The sequence below is a fragment of the Enterococcus sp. CWB-B31 genome, from assembly GCF_020567645.1.
Classification (GTDB): domain Bacteria; phylum Bacillota; class Bacilli; order Lactobacillales; family Enterococcaceae; genus Enterococcus_L.
The window spans coordinates 24173-47758 of the sequence record NZ_JAJDJW010000002.1 but is presented as its reverse complement, the minus strand read 5'-3'; the positions used below and the strand labels follow the sequence as shown (position 1 = coordinate 47758).

Below are 23586 nucleotides of genomic sequence, written 5' to 3'. Positions count from 1 at the left end.
ATAGAAAAATAGTTTGACATTTTGATGAAATTTTAATAGAATTTGAATTGAAATACATGAATATTCATGCGTTTTTATTCACATGTTTTCTGATAGAGTAGAAATGATTGGGTGTTTGTAATATTTTTTATTTTTGAAAAATAGATGATGGGAGTTGGAAACTACGTTGATTAACGATTTACAAAAGAAGGATTATGATAAAGTTATTTATGACTTTAATCCGAATTGGCATGTTGAACACGAAGAAATTGACTTAGTAATGTGGTTCGAACAGATAGTCAGGAAATATCCACAAAGGAAAGCGATTGGTATTAGTAATGATACAATAACCTATGAACAACTAGACCGAAAAGCAAATTATGTTGCAAAAGTCCTTGCAGAATCTGGTGTTGAAAAAGAAGACCTAATCGGTGTTATCATGGATCGATCAATTGAACAAATCATTACGATTTTAGGTATCCTAAAGTCAGGAGCTGCTTTCTTGCCAATAGACCCAGAGAATCCGGAAGAAAGAATCAGTTATATCATTCAAGATAGCAATGTAAAACAAATAATTACTGATATATTTTTGGGAGAAAAATACAAAAAAATCGTAAATAAAAAAATTATTTGTCCTGATTTTTCGAGGGAAAGTGATCAGAAATTGACCATATCCTACTCACCGAATCAACTGGCGTATGTGATATATACATCGGGAACAACCGGCAATCCTAAAGGTGTTATGGTTGAGCACAAAGGATTGGTGAATTTTATAAGATGGAAGTTAAAAACAGCAAAATTTGATGAAGATAGTGTTATGCTTCAAAAAGCGACTTGTTCTTTTGATGCAGCAGTTGGAGAAATTTTTTTGGGGCTTCTGGGTGGAGTGAAATTACAATTATTAACTGATCAGGAGAATAATAATTTTAGTCTGCTATTAGATATTATTCAAAAAAATCAGGTAACCCATATGGTTATGATCCCAACAGTACTTTCAGTCCTTTTAGATTATGCAGCTGAGGTAGAAAAACAAGCCTACTTATCCTGTTTAAAGATACTCTACATTGCTGGAGAAAAATTGGAAGAGCCTTTAGTTAGAAAAATTTGCCGATTGACCTCTTTAGAAAAAGAGAACATTTACAATCTTTATGGTCCAACAGAAGCTTCAATTGGATCGACATATTTTCATTTAGCAGAATTGGGAGACCAGTCTAGTGTATCAATTGGTAAAGGTATCGATAATGCGATAATTTATATCATGAATGGAAATAAAATTTGTGGAGTAAATGAATCAGGAGAACTATGTATCGGTGGATTGGGTGTAGCAAGAGGGTACTTGAATCGACCGGATCTGACAAAAGAAAAATTTGTTGACAATTATTTTGGTCTACCTGGAAAAATATATAGAACAGGTGATTTGGCAAAATGGCAGGAAAATGGGAATTTAGAATACTTAGGACGAATTGACGAGCAAGTAAAAATTAATGGGCTAAGAATTGAATTAAGTGAAATAAAAAATATTTTAGCTGACTATCCAAAGATCGATGATGCTGCGGTAATTGTTTCTGAAAAAAATCAATTGATTGCTTATTTTGTTTCCAAAGAAAATTATCAAGAAACACAACTGCAAGAGTATTTAGAGAAGAAACTGCCGCTATATATGGTGCCCAAAAGGTTTGTACGCATCGAAGTGCTGCCAGTAAATAATAATGGGAAATTAGATAAAAGTCAGCTTCCTGCTGTTGAAGAAGAATTAATGATTGATTCTAGAGTAATTATTCAACCTAAAACGGAAAAAGAACGTGTACTTATTTCTGCATTTTCTAGTGTATTAAATAACGATAATATTGGCTGCAATCATAATTTCTTTGAAGTCGGCGGTGATTCTATCAAAGCAATTAGAATTGTTTCAAGATTGCGGGAGTCAGGTTATGAATTGAGTGTTCCGACAATTATGGCTGAGAAAAATATCAGCAGTATAGCTCCGCATATCAAATCGATTCAGTCTGAAATATTGGAGCCGACGATCGTTGGTGTCAGTCCATTGTCTCCTATTCAAAAATACTTTTTTGACAGTAATCTTCCAGAGCCGGCCTATTTTAACCAAACATTTTTGTTGGAATGTGAAGAACTGAGAGCAGCAGATTTTGAAGCAGCACTAGCGGCAGTTTGTAATCACCATGATTTATTGAGAGCTGTATATAAAAATGGAGAACAGATCATTAAAGAACCAGATAATCCAACTATTTTTGAACTGCTAATGTTTGATTTAGCTGATAGTGAAGAGTCATTTGTTTTTGAACAGATGAAAAGCATAAGTGATCAGGTTCAATCAACATTAAATTTAGCAGAGGGACCATTAATTAAGGCAGTCCTTTTCAGGACAGGCCAAAAGGATTATATTTCTTTGATTGTTCATCACTTAATGGTGGATGGTATTTCTTGGCGTATTTTAGTTGAGGATATTAACACAGCTTACAGACAATTACTGGAGAAAAAAGTAATTCAGCTGCCATTGAAAACAGCATCATTTTCTAGATGGTGTCGAACATTGGAAGAATTCAGCAAATCAGAGATGCTGGAAAGAGAGCGTTTGTACTGGGATAGTATCAGTAAACAAGTTAACCAATCTGATGCGATTTTGTGTACGCCGCAAGATCAGCAGGGAACTGGATATGACGAGATATCATTATCTGAAGAATTGACGAAAAATCTTATTTTTCATTCAAACCAATCATACAATACAGAAATCAATGATTTGCTTGTAACGGCACTTTTTAGAACCGTAAGAAACTTGACAAATGCTGATACTATCGGTATTCGAATGGAAGGGCACGGACGTGAGCCGATTCATACGCCAATTCATATTGACAGAACGATTGGTTGGTTTACAACGATTTATCCTGTTGTTTGTACAGAAATTGGCAGAAAATTACAAGAAGATATCAAAAAGGTGAAGGAAAATCTACGCCGTATTCCCAATCATGGATTGGGCTATAGTGTTCTAAATTGCTACGATGAGACCTTTGCCGGTGTCCAGACAGAAATAACATTTAATTATCTTGGTGATTTTGAAAAAGAAGCTTCTGACTATAATATACAAATAAATACAGTAGAGTATGGTGCTCAAATTTCTGAAAATAATCATTTTGGAACACCTATTTCTATTGATGGTTCGTTGAATAATGGAATCATTTCGTTTGTTTTTATTTATGATAAATCTCAATGCAGCGAGTCCTTAATCAAGGAACTTAAGACAGTGTTCGAAAAGGAATTAACAACTATTGTCAATCATTGTCTAAATAAAGTAGGCGCTGAAAAAACAGCCTCTGATTTTGGCGAGACAGCATGGGATGAAGAAGAATTTAGAAAAGTAGAAGCAGCATTCACAACACGGAATGCATATATTGAAAAAATCTATCCACTGACGCCTCTTCAAGAGGGGCTGTTGTTCCATGAGCAAAAGGCAGCATCAGCCAGTGCATATATTGTTCAGTCGACCTATGAATTAGGCATGATTGATTTATCATTATTTAAACGAGCACTTGATTTGCTTGTACAAAAGCATAGTGCTTTAAGAACGAACGTTATTTATAAGGATGTTTGTATACCTAGGCAAGTGATTCGCCAGTTTGCTGTTTGTGACTGCGAAATGATTGATTTATCAGAGGCGACAGCTAAGGAGCAAGAGCTGAAAAGGCTTGAACAAGAGGACGTTCAAGGTGGTTTTGATTTTGAAAATGATGCACTATTTCGTGTAAAGTTGGTCAAGATCAGCCAAAACAGCGTTAAGATGATTATGACTTTCCATCACATTATTATGGATGGCTGGTGTAATTCGATTTTATTGTCGGACATAAAATCTTTTTATGATCGGTTACTCGCAGGTGAAAGTGATAAAAATATCAAGGCAGAATTTGAACCAGACTATACTCACGCTGAGCATGTTCATTATTTGGAAAATATGGATATTCGTGCATCTAAAGAATACTGGAAGACTTTATTAGAGGACTATACAACCATTGCCGACATTTCACCGACAACGGTCACCACTGTTGAGGCAAAAGAAAATAAAGTGGGTCAAATACTTGATCTGCACGTAACACAACAGATTCGTTCTTTAGCAAAAGAATTAAAAGTGACAGTCAATACTGTTTTTGAATCTGCTTGGGGTATTTTATTGCAAAACTATACGAACACTGAGGATGTTGTTTTTGGACAAGTTGTTTCAGGAAGAAATAGTCCAATCAGCAATATTGGGGATAAAGTCGGATTATTTATCAACACTATTCCTGTTCGTGTAAAAAATGCAAAGGATGAGACATTTGCAACGATTGCTGCTAATTTACAAGAACAACTGAATCAAAGCGGAAACTATGATTTATATCCACTGAGTGAAATTCAAAATGAGAATAAATTAGGAAATAAATTGATTCAGACAATTGTTGCCTTTGAAAATTATGAGGATGCTTCTCAAGCTGGAATACAAGCACCCTTATTTACGCTAGAAAGAATTAGAGAAGAGACGAATTACGACCTTACATTATCTATTCAAGAAGGTGAGACCTTTGCAATTAGTTTACTGTTTGATAGTAAAAAATATTCAGAGCAAGGGGCAATGCATATTTTGACTCATTTTTGTCAAATGCTTAAATCGGTTGCAGCTGCACCGCAGCAGCAGATTTCAACCTGTGACTTTCTTACCGCTGAACAGCGTATTCAGATTGAAAAAGGATTCAACCAAACGAAAGAGGATTTTCCTGATAAGAAATCAGTTATCGATCTATTTAATAGTATCTTGCCGATGCATCAAAAACAAGCAGCAGTGTCCTCAGAAGGAATTACGGTAAGCTATGAACAGCTTGACCGGCTTTCGACAAATTTAGCGTATAACTTAAAAGCTGTTGGTATCATTAAAGGCGATTTAGTTGCAGTGGTGGCTGATCGTAAAGTAGAAACGATCATCTTCTTTTTAGGTATTTTAAAAGCAGGTGCAGCTTATTTGCCGATTGATGTTAATAATCCGTTAGAAAGAACCGCGTTCATTCTTGATGCTGCCAAATGTAAAGTGATTTGTGATCCGAGTCAGCAAATAAATGATCAGCAATTAGTGGAAAACTATAAAGTAATCACACCAGATGCATTTGATGAAGGGACAACCAAAGGAGAACTGCCTCAAATTGATGCAGAAGATTTAGCCTATGTTATCTATACCTCAGGTACAACAGGTGTTCCAAAAGGGGTTATGATTACACACAAAAATATTTTGAGATTGGTTAAAAATACAAACTATGTTGAATTTAATGATAGCCGTATTTTACAAACCGGCTCACTGACATTTGATGCCTGCACTTTTGAAATTTGGGGTGCGTTATTAAATGGCGGCGAGCTGTTCATGACGACGACAAATGTTTTACTTGATCCCGAACGGCTTGAAGAAGTGATCCAAATGAACAAAATCAACACATTATTTATTACTACAGCATTATTTGTAAATATTGTTGAGCTTTATCCGAAAGCATTCAGCACACTTAAACGAATTCTTGTCGGCGGAGAGAAAATTGTTTCTGCACCAATCAAGCGATTTAAGAAATTTAATCCAAGTGTAAGCATCTGCAATATTTATGGACCGACTGAGAATACGACATTCTCTTTATTTGAAGAACTTGATTATGAAATAGAAACGATTGTACCTATAGGGAAACCAATTTCAAATACCACTGCCTATGTAATGAAAGACGGTCGGTTGTGTGGAATAGGGATTCCAGGCGAACTTTACCTTGGCGGTGCTGGAGTAGCAGCAGGATACTTGAATTTAAAAGAGAGCACAGATGAAAAATTTGTTATTTCAGAATCTAATGAACGATTGTATAAAACAGGTGATCTTGTGCGTTGGCTTGAGAATGGTTCGATTGACTATCTTGGACGTATTGACGATCAAGTGAAAATTAGAGGCTTTAGAATAGAGCTGGAGGGAATCACTACTGTAATCAAACAATTCCCTTATGTAAGTAATGCAATAACGATTATTTTTGAGGAAAATGGTCAAAAAGAGATTTGCTCGTACGTTCAATTTGAAGGTACAGCAGATATTGAATTAGTTCGTCATGATTTGATAGTAAAACTGCCGCATTATATGGTTCCGAAAGTAATCATGAACATGGAGAAATTTAAGCTTAATAAAAATGGAAAGATCGATAAATCAGTGTTGCCTGCTCCGGAAAAAATAGAGGAGCCTGGATTTGCAGCGGCACGTAATGAAACAGAGCGTATTGTCTGTGATACATTTTCTGATATTTTAGCTTTTGATAAAGTTGGAGTGAAAGATGATTTCTTTGCGCTGGGCGGTCACTCATTAAAAGTTATGCAGTTGTCGACTAAACTTGCAGCTGTAACAGGAATTAAACTATCTTTAGAAGAAATTATGACAGCACGAACTGTTGAGAAAATTGCCCAAAAATTACAACTGGGAGAAGCTTACCAGCCGATTGAAAAAGGGAACAGTTTAGTGGCAAGTTCAGCACAAAATCGTATTTTATTGGTAGAAGAAGCAGTAACAAACAGCACAACTTATAACATTCCAGTTGTGTTAATGATTGAAGGATCGTATTCACTCAACACTTTAAAGCATTCAATGAAGCTGCTAAGTGAAAAATATGAAATACTGAGAACCTCATTCATCTTTAAAGACGGGAACTATTTCCAGACGATTGCTGATGAAGCTGCGATTCCAATATCCGTTTCAACGATTAAAAAAGATACATTAAATCAAGCAGTTTTTGATTTTATTCAGCCATTTGATTTAGCTGAAGGACCATTACTCAGAGGACATGTTTTTACTTTCTCACCCAATGAGCATGCTTTGGTAGTTGATTTTCACCATACTATTTTTGATGGTGAATCAATTCCGATCTTTGTTAATGAACTTACTGCGTTGTATAACGGTGAACAAGGAAGGGATATAAAAATTCAGTACAAAGACTATAGCTCTTGGAAAAACCAGTTAGATCTCCAGCAACAAGAGAATTTTTGGCTGAACAAATTGGCAGATGCGGAACTCAATACGGAATTTCCAACTGATTTTGTTAGAGGCTCTGATGCAAACTTTATCGGAAATAGTGTATCTATTACTCTTCCGGCGAGTGTAAAAGAACAAATTCAAGATTTTGGAAAGAAGCACGGCATCACAAACTATATTTTTTATACAGCTATTTTTGACTTACTACTTTCAAAGTATACGAGAAAAGAAGAGATTATTATAGGAACAGCTATTTCAGGAAGAAATCATCCCGATCTAGAGAATATGCTGGGTATGTTTGTAAATACAGTTGTTTTGAAACAAGAAATTGATTCGGAACGTTCATTTGCTGCGTTTGTTAAAGACGTACAAGCCAATTTCTTTGACGTATTTAAAAATCAAGATTATCCATTTGAAAAATTAGTCGAAAAACTTGGAATTCAATCAAGTCAAACACGCAACCCAATTTTTGATATTATGTTTTCTTATGAAAAATTGGAGGATCAGGAATATTTATTAGACAATGCAGTGCTGCGGCATTATGAACTGCCCAATACTACAGCAAAATTTGATTTGACATTGACGGTCAAAGAGCATCCTGAAAAGGTTCTGCTAAATTTTGACTATGACTTCAAGTTGTATAAAGAAGAGACTATGAAAAAAGCATTAGAACACTTTGTGATGCTGCTTACCCATGTACTTGAAGAGTCGAATCGTTCATTAAGTGAGCTTTCAATGATTGATCCAGTCGAAGAAAAAAAATTGTGTCATACATTTAATACACAATCATTGACGCTGTTACAACACGAAACAGCTGCTTCCTGGTTTGAGGAAAATGTAAAGAAATACCCTGACCGCATTGCAGTTGGCATTGGGGACAAAGAGGTCACTTATGCGGAATTGAATCAAATGGCGAATGGCGTTGCTAAAAAATTAAAAGAATCAGGGGTCCGCAGACAAGATGTAGTTGGATTGCTGTTTCATCGTTCAATCGAATTTGTTGCATCAATTTATGGTGTTTTAAAAGTTGGAGCAGCTTATCTGCCAATAGATGTCGAATTACCGAATAAACGAATTGAATATATTTTAGAAAACAGTCATACAAAAGTAATCTTGACGAATGAAGAAGTCCAGCGATCAAATCTAAAAACAATTCTTGTTTCAGCTGAAGATAGAATAGAAGAGAATTTACCTCTGGACGGTACGGCTGAAGATTGTGCGTATATCATCTATACATCAGGCAGTACAGGACATCCTAAAGGTGTTGAAATCAAGCACAGTAGTTTGATTAATTTAATTGAATGGCAAAAAGAGCAGGGGAATATTACTGACCATAGTGTTGTGTTACAAAAAGCTACTTGTTCTTTTGATGCCTCTGTTTGGGAAATCTTCCTAGCAACACTTTCAGGAGTAAAACTTCAAATGATTTCAGAAGAAGAGAATCAGGATTATGCAAAATTACTCCAAATCATTCAAGAAAAACAGGTTACACATACATTGATGGTACCGACCGTTTTTGATTCTATTTTGGATTATATGAAAGCAGAAAATTTAACCGATGCATTTGATGGTTTGGAAAAAATCTATTTAGGTGCAGAGGCTTTGACAGTGAAGCTATTAGAGAAATATGCAGAAGTAACGAACGGCAAACAAAACTTAACTAAGATTACAAACTTATATGGACCAACAGAGACAACTGTTTGTGCAACTTTCCATGAAGTAAGTCAGGAAGATTTAGCTGATCGTATTGCGATTGGGAAACCTGTCAGAAATACACAGGTTTATATTATGAATGAAGGCAGGCTGTGCGGAATAGATGTAGCAGGAGAAATTTGTGTTGGCGGAATGGGTGTCTTTAAGCAATATTCAGGATCAGAGCGTTTAACTGAGGAAAGGATGCTCCAAAGTACGATCAATGAAGGTCAATTATTATATCGAACAGGTGATTTAGGTAAAGTAGATCAATATGGGCGAATCCATTATCTTGGTCGGATCGACAAACAGATTAAAATTCGTGGATTTAGAATCGAAATTGAAGAAATCGAAAAAGAGCTTCTAAAACTACCAACTATTTCAAATGCAGCTGTGATTGTCAATGAAAGTCTGGGCAGTCCGCAAATCTGTGCCTATTTAATAAGTGATACACAGATAGATATTTCTAAGATTTCTGCTGAATTGAAGGATGTCTTTCCAGATTATATGATTCCGACTTTTATGAAACAAATTGAAGAGTTACCAGCAAATCATAATGGAAAGCTGGATGAGAAAGCATTACAAGCTATACCGATTGAATACAATACGGCGATCGTTCCGCCTAAAACGAAGGACGAAGCTAAACTGTTGCCATTGTTCAAAGAGGTGCTGAACATTGAGGATATTGGAGTGACTGATAATTTCTTTGAGCTTGGCGGTTATTCGCTTAAAGCTGTGGAATTATCACGAAGAATTGAGCAAGAATTTAGTTTACGAGTGTCGTTAAAAGATATTATGAAAGAACAAAATGTGGAAAATATTGCCAAAATTATCAAGAAAAAAAATAAAAAGGTCTTTAAACCACTGCTAAAAGCCGCTGAGGAGTGCTTAGATGAGTAAAAAGTATTTAATGAGTTCCAACCAAAAACGAATATTTACACTTGAACAATCTCGGGAATCAAGTCTTACCTATAATATGCCGCTTGTTTTAACATTTGAAAAAGCGTTAGATTATTCTCGTTTAAATGAAGCCTTCAATCACTTATGTGAACGTCATGAATCACTTCGAACAAACTTTTTGCTTGAAAAGGATAAGTTCATACAGTGTATCTATCCTTTAAAAAAACAACAAGTTGAAATGATTGATGGGAAAACAGGTGCGGAGGTCATCAAAAAATTTGTACGTCCATTTGATTTGGAAAAAGACTCATTGATTCGAATGGGGCTGGGAAAAGACCAAAACGGGCTTACACTTTTGATGATTGATGCGCATCATATTATTTCTGATGGTGCTTCCACAGGGATTTTACTAAAAGAGTTTAGTGCATTATATGATGGAGATGCCTTGGAGCCGGTAGAGCTTCATTACAAAGATTTTTCTGCTTGGCAAAATAATTTGGATATTGAAGAGCAAGAAGAGTTTTGGCAGGAAGAATTCCTTGAGCCGTTGCCGGAAACAGAACTGCCGATTGATTTTAAACATCAACATCAAGCGTTTGCAGGACATCATGTAGAACGAAAAATCAACAGCTCTATCAAAAAGAGGATCGACGAGCTGAATAAAGAGACTCGCTCAACCGGATTTACGTTGTTTTTAACAACACTGATGATTTTTCTTTCCAAATTGAATCGTCAAGACCGAGTTGTAGTTGGAACTGTTGCTGAAGGTAGGAGTCATCCTTCAGCAGAAGAGATGATTGGAATGTTTGTAAATACTTTACCAATCATTGAAACAGTGGATCATCAAAAAAATTTTTTAGAGATTCTGGAAGCTGTCAAAAATAAGAGTTTGGATGTTTTTGAAAATCAGGATGTTCCATATGAAAAAATTGTAGAATATTCTTCTAAAAATCCGATTTTTGATGTGATGTTTTCTTATGAAGTTGGTTATGATGAAATGATCCAGATGGGCGGACAGTATGCAAAAATTGAACAAATTCAATTAGCAGTCTCCAAATTTGATTTAACGATTACCTTAATTGAACATGCTGAAGACTATACAATTAACTGGGAGTATCATTCAGGGCTGTTTAAGGAAGAGACGATCCAGCAGTTAGCAGAACATTTTAATGTACTGCTGGAAAATCTTTTGACTCACCCAGCAGAACCTGTGTCTACACTTCAGTATCTAAAAAAAGAACAGCTTCTTCAGATCAAAGAAGCGTTCAATCGGTCCCAAGAGTTGATAAGTCCCTCTGATTTTGTTTCGCCTATTGATCAATTTGAAAACCAGGTGCTGAAAAATCCAGATAAGACTGCTTTGTATTATTTAGAAGAACAAATTACTTACAGTCAGTTGAACGAGCGGGCAAATGCTGTAGCCAATCAGCTAAAACAAACTGGGATTGGAAAAAATGATGTTGCGGCGTTGATCGTTGCTCATTCTCCGGAATTGATTGTTGGGCTATTGGGGATTTTGAAGACAGGAGCAGCATACCTGCCTATTACACCGACAACACCAATTGAACGGATAAACTATATGATAACTAATAGTCAGGCGAAAGCCGTCTTGTGCTCGTCAACAATTGAGCGGACTGTTACTGACAAACTTGATTGTAAACCGACAATTTTTGATTTTAAAAATAGTTCCAAAGCTTCTATTACTCGTAAGCAAGCTGAAGCAACAGATCTCAGCTATATCATCTATACATCAGGAAGTACGGGAACACCTAAAGGAGTAATGATCGAAAACCATTCCTTAGTGAATTTGATTAAATGGCAGGAAAAAGAAGCAGAGATAAATGAAACTAGTATTATTTTGCAAAAAGCCATTTATACTTTTGATGCTTCGGTTTGGGAAATTTTCTTAGCGTTACTTTCAGGATCATCATTACAGCTTTTATCGGTTGAAGAACAGGATGATTTTGGTCTGCTGCTGAATATCTTTGAAAAAAATCATGTGACGCATTTTCTATTAGTTCCAACGTTTTTAGAGGCTTTATTGGATTACACAAAAGAAAATAGCCGTGCTGCAGCTTTTGCAACAATTCAAGCAGTGTATATAGGTGCAGAAAAAGTAACCAATCATCTGCTTCGCAAGTTTGTCGAGATCACAGGCAAAGACCGATCAATAATCCGCAACTTATATGGTCCGACAGAGGGAACGGTGTGTGCAACGTATTATCGCTATTCAGAGCAGCTGGATAATCAGGATACATTGATCGGTAAGCCGATTAAAGGATCAAAAATCTATGTGATGAATGGACAAACCTTCTGTGGAATTGATCTGCCGGGAGAATTATGTATTGGCGGCGAAGGCGTTGCAAGAGGCTACTTGAACCAACCTGAGTTGACAGCAAAACAATTTATAACACTTGATGGAGAGGTAATCTACAAAACAGGAGACTTAGGGAAATATCGTGCAGACGGTTCGATAGATTATCTGGGACGGCTGGATAATCAGGTGAAAATCCGTGGATTTCGGGTAGAGCTGGCTGAAATAAAGCAAGCACTATTACAGGCAGAGAATGTGAAATCAGCAGCTGTTGTAACAAAGAAGTTAAATGGTACGACGCATCTATGTGCATATGTAGTAGCAGAAATAACATCTGAAAATGTGTTAAAGGAGCATTTGAAGCAAAAATTACCGGACTACATGGTGCCGAATTATTTTATATTTTTAGAACAATTGCCGATAACGGCAAATGGTAAATTGAATGAAAAGCAATTACCGGAACCAGTATTTATGCATGAAAAAAATGTTTTGAAGCCGGAAACTGAAAAAGAAGAGCTGGCAGTTAGACTATTCAAAGAGGTTTTACAGCTGGAGCAGGTTAATCTTTTAGATAGTTTTTATGAGTTGGGCGGGGATTCGATCAAGGCGATCCGCATTGTTTCAAAAGCCCGTGAGCTGGATTATCAACTAACTGTTAAGGAAATCATGCAGGCTAAAACAATTAGAGAAATTGCTCAAAAAATGAAGAAGCACACGCAGCAGCTAACACAGGAAATGGTCACAGGCACTGTCAGCCCTACACCTGTTCAATCGTTTTTCTATTCAAGTCATTTAAACAAGCCGGAACATTTTAATCAGTCAATGATTTTACAAACGAATCAGGTATTGAATACAGACTATTTACAAGAAGCATTAGATGGGCTTGTTTATCACCATGACTTGTTGAGAATGTGTGTGGATCAAAGTGAACAGAAGATCCTGCCTTGGGAAAAAGGGAAGAACTACACTATCCATTTCTTTCAATTAAGCGAAGAGCATATGGATGTATCTGAAGAAATTCAAACGATCGGTGCTGATTTTCAAGCAAAATTTAGGTTTAATCAGTCGCCGCTGCTTAGAATATTAGTGTTTCAGTCAAAAACAGCTGCTTATGTTTGGGTTCAGATGCATCATCTGATCGTAGATGCAGTATCTTGGCAAATTTTTATTGAAGATTTAAATAGCAGCTACAACCAGTTGCTTAAGGGGCACGAGCTTCAGCTTCCGTCTAAAACCATTTCTTATCTTTCTTGGAGTGAAGGATTAAAGGAAGCTGTTAAAAGTTATGAAATCAGCAAAGATTTAACTTACTGGCAAGAAATAAATCAAAAAGTAACAGAGTCAACTGTTTTTGATCAAATGAGCGCCTCTATACAAACACAAACGCACACCTTTACCTTTACAGTAGGGAAAGCTGAAACGGAACAGCTGCGCTTTTCTGCAAACAAAGCCTTTTCCACTGAGCTAAGTGATTTGTTATTGACCGCCTGGACAACTACGTTAGGGCACTTCTTTAAACGTTCGACTGTTTCCTTTACATTGGAAGGGCATGGTCGTGAACTATCTGATTCAATCGGTTCTGTCGATCGGACGATCGGTTGGTTTACTTCAATGTATCCGTTAGTTCTCATGATTGAAGATACCTTACCGGAATCAATCAAGCTGGTGAAAGAAACGATCAGAAAAATTCCTAACAAAGGGATAACCTATGGACTTTTAACTAATTACACTGACAAAATCGTAAACGAGAAAACAGATGTGACGTTTAATTATCTGGGAGAGCTGGGAGCAATCCAAGAGGATGAACAAATATTTTCAATCAGTGAGATTGCGAATATAAATGATAGTGCTTCAGAGAATTCAATCGGCAGCCCTTTATCTATTAACTGCTATCTTCAAAACGATCAATTAGTGACGGATTTGGTTTATGCAGAGCCGTTTTTATCAGCTGACGAAGTATCTGTTATCAGCGAGATGTATCAAAAGGAACTTTCAACAGTTATTAACTATTGTGTAACCAGAGGTGAAACACAAAAGACGGCCTCTGATCTGGGAGAACTTTCATGGAGTCAGGCAGAGTTCGATACGGCACAAGAACGTGCCGTTGAGATTGGTAATGGAGGCATTCAGCGAATCATCCCGTTAACATCGATGCAGGAAGGATTACTTTATCACAAACTATTAGATGAGACTTCGACCAGCTATGTCATTCAATGTTCATACGATGTGAATGCTGAAATAAATCAAACGATTTTAGCACAAAGTCTAATACAGCTTGGAGAAAAACATCCTGCATTAAAAACCAATATTCTATACAAAGATATCAAAGAACCACGTCAGGTAATTTACTCCGGTCGTCTTTTAGAAAGTAATTATTATGATCTTTCAAAAGAAGAAGATGCTGAGGCTGAATACCTTCGGTTCAAGACTGCTGATGTCAATAGAGGATTCGATCTGGAAAAAGAAGCATTATTTAGAGTAACTTTAGTAGAAATGCCAGAATGTCAACGCCTGATCTTTACGTTCCATCATATTATTATGGACGGCTGGTGTTTGTCGATCGTACTGAATGACTGGATGAAGCTCTATGCTTCTCTGGAAAATGGGAATCAATATGTTCGTTTAGCACCAACTGAAGCGGATACAATTTATGAGGAGTACGCTCGGACAGTAACTGCACTAGATAAAGAAGCCAGTCTGGCATATTGGGAAACTTTGCTGGAGGAATATGAAACACAAGCAGGATTCACAGGAATGTATCCTAAAAACGACCATAATGCTGAAGTTAGAGCAATTTTTGAGACCCTCTCAAGTGAAGAAACCAGTATCCTCCAAAAATTTGCCAACCAAAACAGTGTAACAATGAATACGATCATAGAAGCTATGTGGGGATTGGTTTTACAACGGTACAATCACACTGGTGATGTTGTTTTTGGAAAGATGGTTTCCGGCAGAAACATGCCCTTAAATGGGATCGAGCAGGCAGTAGGGCTTTTTATCAACGCAATACCAGTCAGAGTTAAAAATAAGGAAACTGATCCATTTGTGACGATTGTTCAAGAGCTTCAAAAACAATCGCTTGAAAGTGATGCTCATACGTACTGCTCACTATCAGAAATTCAAAATAGAAGTCTGTTAGGGAAAGAATTAATCCAAACAATTGTTGTTTTTGAAAATTATGCCGTTCAAGAAGCAGATAATTTTATTGATTTTCTGGGAGAAATGGAAGATTATCGTGAACAGACAAGCTATCCGATTTCGCTAAGTGTCGGCTCTTCAGAGCAGCTGAGTTTTAAATTGATGTTTGATGAACGACTGTTTACAACAATTGAAGCTGAATATATTTTATCCAGAGTTGTGTGCGGATTAAAAGAACTGGCACAGAATAACCTGTTGACATGTGGTGATTTTTCATTAGTGAGTAAGGCTGAGCAAGATAAAGTAATTTGGGGATTCAATCCGGAAAAATACAATAATCAAAGCTACCCGACGATTTTAGCAGCATTAAAGGCACAGGCTGATATGCAGCCGGATAAGATTGCTGTTGTATTTGAAGAAACACAGCTAACCTACAAACAATTAGAAGTTCAGTCAACCTGTTTGGCGCAACGCCTTCTTGAAGCTGGTGCAAAAGATGCAGCCTATATCGGATTGTATTGTGACCGAACGCCGGAAATGGTTATTGGAATTTATGGAATAATGAAAACAGGGGCAGCATATATTCCTTTGGCGCCAACTTTACCGGAGGAGAGAATTGCTTATATCTTAGCAGATAGCGGTATCGAAATTGTTGCTGATGCAAGTAAGACAGGGCAGCCATCACGTTTTCCAGCAGTCCATTCAGTTACGTATACTGTTGATGAGCTGGAAAATGACTCCATGTTGACTGTTGCTTTACCTAAAGTGGAGCCAGATGATAAAGCTTATGTGATTTATACTTCAGGAACCACTGGTCAGCCCAAAGGAGTGACTGTTGGACACGCTTCTTTGATGAATTTAGTGAATTGGCAAAAAGAGTATTTTGAACTGGATTCAAATCAGACAATCCTTCAGCAATTTTCTTTGATTTTCGACGGTTCAGTGTTTGAATTGTTTGCTGGTTGCTTAACAGGTGGAACACTTGAGATCATATCCGATGAAGTTAAAAATGATCCAGATCGTTTCCTGCAAAAATTAGATCAAAAAATCTTAATTACCGTGCCGTCTCTTTTCAAAATGCTGCTGGAATTTGCAGAAGAAAATAATCGTCAGGATGAAATCAGTCAGCTAAGTAAAGTAGGGCTTGCTGGTGAGGCAACAACAATGGCATTAGTAGAAAAATTCTATCAAGTTATGACGGATGAACAAACAACTCTCTATAATTTATACGGTCCAACAGAAACAACGGTCTGTGCATCTGCTTATCAGGTAAGCAATCAGCACTATAAAACAGTTCCAATCGGTAAAGCTGTTGCGAATTCCCAACTATTTGTTTTTCATCAGGAAAAGCTGTGTGGAATTGGTATGCTGGGGGAACTATGTGTCAGTGGTGATAATTTAGCTTTAAATTATTTAAATAATGAGCAGATAACTTCAGAAAAATTTGTTGAAAATCCAGTGATGCCGACAGAAAAAATGTATCGAACAGGAGACTTGGTACGTTGGCAGGAAAATGGAGAGCTTCAGTATGTTGGAAGAATAGATGAACAGGTGAAGATTCGCGGATTTAGAATCGAATTAGGTGAGATTGAAAATCACTTAGGTCTGATCCCTTCTATTTGGGATACTTGTGTGATTACCAGGAAGATTAACAATGAGTTAGTGATTTGTGCCTATATTGTAACAAATGGAAATATTACGGTGCCTGAAGTGAAAGAGCAATTAAAACAAACCTTGCCTGATTATATGGTTCCGTCTTTTATCACGATAATGGAGAAGCTTCCCGTGACAAAAGCAGGAAAAATTGACAAACGAGCTTTACCTGAACCTAAACAAGAGCAAAACAGCACCTACGAAGCACCAAGAAATGAAATGGAGATGATGATTTGCAGTTTGTTTGAAGAAATATTAGAAGTCGATCAAGTAGGAATCGATGATGATTTCTTTGAGCTGGGCGGACATTCTTTAAAAGCTGTTCAATTAGCAAACGGTATCTCAAAAGCATCTGCTGTAAAAGTACCATTAAGTGAGATTCTTCAGGAAAAAAATGTCCGACATTTAGCAGAAAAGGTCAAAAAATTAGCAGTGACAGATTCTTTGATACTTGAGAGTATCGAGATAGTAGATGATGAGGAGTTATAATGGTGAGTAAAAAATATTTAATGAGCTCGGCTCAAAAAAGAATCTATACAATTGAACAGGTTCAGGGAAAAAGTACCACATACAATATCCCCATCGCATTTCAGTTATCCAGTCCATTGGATTTAGATAAGCTGACGGACTCGCTTAATAAACTGATTGCACGGCATCAGGTGTTAAGAACCTATTTTCAAATGATTGATGGAAAATTTGGACAAATTGTTGAAGAAAAATACTGGCTGACGGTTGAAAGAATAGAAGATTCAGTTACACCTTTATCTACCATCATCGAGGAATTCATCCGCCCCTTTGAAATCGATAAGCTGCCTTTGTTGCGAGTGTGCTACTGCACACTTGCAACAGGCGAACGCTATTTACTTTTTGATGCTCACCATATTATTATGGATGGTGGTTCAATGGGAATCTTTTTGGAAGAATTGAAGCGTGTGTACAATGGTGAAAAACTTCTGCCGATCAAGCTGCAATATAAGGATTACAGTGCCTGGCATAGAAAAAAGGACAAACATTTAAGTCGAGAATTTTGGCTGGAGCAGTTTTCTGATGGACTGCCGGAGTTTGAATTATTTTATGATCATATGCGCCCCAAAGAGCGTGAATATCTAGGAGACACGGTCAGTACCAGTTTATCCTCTGAACAAGTGAGTCAACTGAATGCTTTGGCTGAAAAAGCAAGTACAACGAATTATATGATTTTTATTGCTTGTTTTATGATTTTCTTGTCTAAATACTCCGGAAGCAAGGATGTTGTCATCGGAACAACGGTGTCAGGACGAAATCATCCTGACATTCAAAATTTATTAGGGATGTTTGTCAATACTTTGCCGATCAATGATACACTCCAACCGGATGAAAGGTTTAGCACATATTTAGAACGGATCAAGCATAAATTACTGGGCATATTTGACCATCAGGATTATCCGCTGGAAGAGATCATTGAGGATGTAAAAGCCCCTATTTGCGAGAATAAAAATCCAATTTTCGATATTCTGTTTAATTATCAAAGCAATGGAGAAATGAATACAACCTTGGGAAATAGTGTGTTGACTGAAGTTCCCAGAGATTCTCAAGTCGCAAAATTTGATTTGACCTTTAATTTAGGCAGTGAGAAAAATCAAATAGAACTAGTCTGGGAATATGATGTCAGTCTATTTGAGAAATCAACTATTGAGCGAATGCAGAAACATTTTGTTACATTACTGGGAGATATTTTAGCAGATCCCACAAAAACACTTGGAGCCTATTCTTGTTTAGCACATAATGAAATTGAAAAAATTCTGACTCAATTTAATGAGCCGGATGATGAGGTCCCTGAAGGATTGAATATCATTAAACATTTCACTGCACAAGTTGAGAAGTTTCCTCAAAAGGTTGCACTAGCTGGAGTAGATCGATCCCTCACCTATGTTGAATTGGATGCTGAATCCTCTAAGATTGCTTCATTAATTAAAGAGAAAAATGTCGGCTCAGCCCTTGTTGCAGTTATTGCTGCTAGAGATATTCAAACGGTTACGGCCTATTTGGGGATTTTAAAAGCAGGAGCTGCGTATTTGCCGCTTGATCCTAAAAATCCTAAGCAGAGAAACAAAGAGATAATTGAAAAAAGCAAATCAGCGTTATTGATCAATTTTAGCGTAGAAGAACACGATCCTGATTTTTCAATCACGCAGCTAACTTCTGCCGATCTGAAAGAGTTGCAAATAATCAAAGAGGATGCTCCTACTGCTTTATCGAAACATTCCTTAGCGTATGTCATATACACATCAGGAACGACAGGGGAACCAAAAGGGACGATGATCGAGCATAAAAGTATTATTCGTTTAGTTAAAGATCCAAATTATGTTTTCTTAGACCAGCCAAATATCCTTCAAACCGGTTCTTTGACTTTTGATGCAAGTACATTTGAAATATGGGGGGCTCTGCTAAATGGCGGAACCCTGTACGTATCTGATGTTGAGAATTTAGTTGATCCTGATAAGCTGCAGGAAAAAATTGAACATTGCAGCATTGATGTAATGTGGCTGACAACGTCTTTATTTAACCAACTTGTTTCATTAAATGCACAGGTTTTCTCCTCACTAAATTATTTACTTATTGGTGGAGAAAAGCTGTCAGCATACCATGTAAGGAAGTTTAAAGAAGTCAATCAGCAAACGCATTTGATTAATGGGTATGGACCTACTGAATGTACTACATTCGCCTTAACCTATGAAATACCGAATGCTGCAAACTCCACAGTGGATATGATCCCAATCGGCAGTCCTATTAATTATACGAAAGCGCTGGTTTTTTCTAATGATTCACTTTGCGGCATCGGAATGCCCGGAGAACTGTATTTAGGCGGTGAAGGACTTGCACGAGGTTATTTGGGTAATGAAGCACTGACAAATGAAAAATTTATAGAACATCCTCTTGCAGCTGGAAAAAAGTTATATAAAACAGGGGATCTGGTTCGATGGAATGAAGCTGGGCAAATTGAATTCTTAGGAAGGATTGACCAGCAAGTGAAGATACGCGGATTTCGGATCGAACTGAAAGAAATCGAAGCGCATCTGCTGGACATCTCTGAAATCAGCGAAGCCGCAGTTATTGCAAGTGCAGGCGAATCTTCAGCTGATAAACAACTGATTGCATATGTAAGCATGACAAATGAGCGTTCACCCAAACAAATAAAAGAACAGCTGAGAGTTGTACTGCCTGAATATATGATACCAAAAGCAATCATCCTGCTAGATTCTCTGCCAAAAACGAAAAATGGAAAATTAGCAGTCAATCAATTACCAGCACAGTCAATCGACCAACTACATGAAATAAAAGAACGACCGGAAACACCTCAGCAAACAAAAGTGCTGATGATCTTTAAAGAAATCCTTAACCTTGAAGAAATCGGGATAAATGAAGACTTTTATGATCTGGGCGGTGACTCGATTAAAGCAATTCGTATTGTATCAAAATTAAAGGAACAGGGATACTCATTAACGATTAATGATATTCTTCACTACCGCACCATTAAGGAACTTAGTAATAATCTTAAAAGTAATGAAACTATATTGATTGATCAAGGTCCTGTAACAGGAGTTGTTCCTTTTACACCGATCCAGTTGAAATTTGCTGCAAGTGAATTAGCTGTTCCGAGTCATTTCAATCAATCGATTATGCTTGAGTTTCCAACGGAACTCTTGAATCAAGGGAAACTGGAAAAAGCATTACAGGCAATACTAAGTCACCACGATATGCTGCGGGCCATTTATAGAGAGACGCAATCTGTACAGCCAATTGAAGCTGTGGATTCTTTTAAGTTAGAGCATCATGTTTTTGATCAAGAATGTCAGGAAGTTGACTGGCTTGATCAGACAACAGAAATCTATCAAATGATAAAAGAAAAAAGCAATACAGCTCAAGCTGGTCTTTCTTTGAAAGAGGGAAAAGTATTTAAGGCGGTTGTTTTTCAATTTGCAGATCACGCACTCTTATTACTGATTGCACATCATTTGGTAGTTGATACGATTTCGTGGAAAATTATTATAGAAGACCTTGAAACAGCCTATAAAAATCTATTAAATGATCAGCAGATAAAGCTGCCTTTAAAAACAATGTCTTATCAAAAATGGAGTCAGGCATTAACTGATTATGCTAAAAGTGACAGTTTAGCGAAGGAATGTGCTTTTTGGCAGGAAACAGCCGATATTGTTGAAAAAAGTCAATTACCTATAGAATCGAATACGAAAGGGGAAAAGCAGTTATCCATCTTGTCTGCTAAGCTTGGTACAGAAATGACAGCTAGGTTATTCGATCAGCAAAATCGCATTCCTAATGTTTATGTCAAAGAAATGCTGATTACTGCTCTAGCAAGAACTCTTGCCGGCATGACTAGAAATCAAGAGGTTTCTATATTGCTTGAAGGTCACGGAAGGGAACAATTAACGTCGGAAATTGAAATTGACCGAACTGTCGGCTGGTTTACGATTACCTATCCAGTCGGATTTTCTATTGGGAATTCAATTGTGGAGGATGATATTGCTGAAGTCAGTAAGTCATTAAAAGCTATTCCAAATAATGGGATCGGCTTTGGTCTTGTTAAGACGCTGGTACCTAAGCTGGACAAGTCAGAACCAATGATAACCTTCAATTATTCGGGAGAGTTTGAGGAATCTCAACAAACAGATCAGATATTTACACTAAGTCCTGCACCGCAGGGCAATGAAATCAGTTCCCAAAATCATTTTGGAACGCCGATTGCAGTGAACTTAGTTGTTGTTGATAAAAATTTGAATTGTAATATTGTGTATGATAAAGGGGTACTGTCGGAAAGTTTCGCTAATGATCTGGAACGAAATTTTCTGAAAGAAATTGAAAATGTGATTCAATTCTTGGAACAAAAACCTAAGCCTATAAAGGATGAAGCGGTTCTTTTTGTTCCTGCGGGATGGGATGAATCATCAATTAAACAAACCATTCGTCCTTCGGCTATGCAGAAGTCATTTTTAAAGAACTTGCGGAAAACATTGGTTTATGCACCATTTGAGCTGCAGACATCTGATCCTGACAAAATTATTCGGGCTGTTAATATATTGATTCAAGAACAGCCATTGTTACGAACAAGCTATAAATTAGTAGGAGAAGATTATAGTTTATATGAGCATACATTCGATGAAGCCTTCACAATTCCTATAGTTGATTTAAGCTTGAAGACAGAAGAAGAACGCTTGACATTCCTGCAAAAAGTAAAAGAAAACATGACAACAGGGTTCTTCGATAAGAAGTCAACAGCTCTTCATCATATGCTGTTGACGAAAATCAATGAAGATAAATTTGTACTGCACTTATTGATCTCTCATAGTATTTGGGATAAATATAGTGATGCGATTTTTTGTGAACAGTTAAAAAATCAACTTGCAGATATCTCTAATCATCGAATTACTGAAAATACGTACACACAATTTTTGCCTGAAATTACAGATATTGAAAAGCTGGAGGGACTTCAAAATCACCTGTTGCGATTTAAAGAAATGAAAGACCGGACAAAATCCAGTTATCAAGCAAATCAAGAATATGCTATTCGATTATCGACATTAAACTTGGGAGCAAAGGTATTAAACTACTCCGAAAATCATTACTGGTCATTCATCATGTATTTGATACAGATTATTATTCGAAAAAACCATCAAATAGATGATTTTCAAGCAATCCCTGTGTATGTCGTGCAGGATAATAGAAAATATATGCCTGATCTATTCTCAAAGGCAATCGGTTCGTATCTTGACTTATGGCCTATTTTACTTGAGCGATCGAATACAGAGCATGTAGTTGAAGTAGAAGAACAGATGAATCAGTTTCAGCAGTTAAAAATAGATACACAAGTTAGCTTGATTGATGAATTTAGCAAAATTGATAATAGTTACATGGCAAAAGAGATCTATTCAATCAACAACCAAACTGCCTTTGAATTGACTGCAGAAACATTGGCTGCTGCAAAAAAACAAATAGAAACGATGACTAAGGTTGATGGGTTCGAAATTGTTATCAATAGATATGCAGATCAGCTTGTACTGATATATCCAGAAAATATAGCGTACGCAGATCAGCTTGAGTCTCTGCTGCAACAAGGCTGTGAACAATTAGAGCATAAATTAGGAGGAGGCGGATGATTCAGTTAGTGATGTTTCCGTACGCCGGAAGTATCGTAAATCCTTATAAAGAGTGGTTATCGTTAGAGGATCAGCAGTTTAAGATCATACAGATTGAATATGATGGGAGAGGCAAGAGAAGTGCTTATAGCAGACCTGTCACTTGGCGTAAACTGATCGAAAACACATTGGGACAGGTGATGGAACATGTTGATTTTACGAAGGAATACATTTTATTCGGACACAGTATGGGAGCTAGAGTAGCTGCAGATATTTATAATAAGCTGACGGAGATGTCAGTGCAGCAGCCCAGATGCTTGATATTTTCAGGAACTGAAGCATTTCGTGCAAAAAGCTATGAGTCTATTTTGTCTGCACCTGTAAAGAAATTCAATCAGTTTTTCTTTAAGATGGGGGGAATCCCTGCAGAAGTTATTCAAGAAGTTGAGCTTTTAGAGCTAGTAACAGATTATTTAAGAGAAGACCTAAAGCTATTAAATCAATTTACATTTCGCTGGAAAAAATCGATAGTGACATGTCCAGTATTGATTTTTAATGGTGTGAATGAAGATAGAAGTGAACTGAGAGACTGGGTCGATCTGCTTGGTCCAAAATGTGAACAGACAATTTTTGAAGGCGATCATTTTTTCATCAGAAACAATGTTCAGGAAATTCTGACAGTAATTAAGAAAAAAATTGATGAAACAAGCTAAAGAGTTTGTTTGCAAAAAATAAAGTATATGGGGTTAAATAAGTAGTGA

General features: G+C 36.8%; 4 protein-coding genes. All 4 read left to right on the top strand.

The window, feature by feature from the left end; translation table 11 throughout:
• Positions 1–166 precede the first annotated feature (166 nt).
• From LI954_RS02835 to LI954_RS02820, 4 genes are read left to right on the top strand one after another with little or no spacing between them, the layout of a single operon-like run.
• Positions 167–9589 carry a non-ribosomal peptide synthetase gene (locus LI954_RS02835; RefSeq protein WP_229443510.1) on the top strand — a complete coding sequence of 3141 codons (9423 nt, stop codon included), beginning with the start codon at positions 167–169 and terminating at the stop codon, positions 9587–9589.
• Positions 9582–17183: a non-ribosomal peptide synthetase gene (locus LI954_RS02830; RefSeq protein WP_229443508.1), complete on the top strand. Its 7602-nt coding sequence runs from the start codon at positions 9582–9584 to the stop codon at positions 17181–17183. Before LI954_RS02835 ends, LI954_RS02830 begins: the two co-directional genes overlap by 8 nt.
• Entirely contained in the window at positions 17183–22846 is a 5664-nt protein-coding gene (locus tag LI954_RS02825) for a non-ribosomal peptide synthetase (protein WP_229443506.1), read from the top strand. Before LI954_RS02830 ends, LI954_RS02825 begins: the two co-directional genes overlap by 1 nt.
• Entirely contained in the window at positions 22843–23538 is a 696-nt protein-coding gene (locus LI954_RS02820; protein ID WP_229443504.1) for a thioesterase II family protein, read from the top strand. The genes LI954_RS02825 and LI954_RS02820 overlap by 4 nt, the downstream gene beginning before the upstream one ends.
• Positions 23539–23586: the final 48 nt, after the last annotated feature.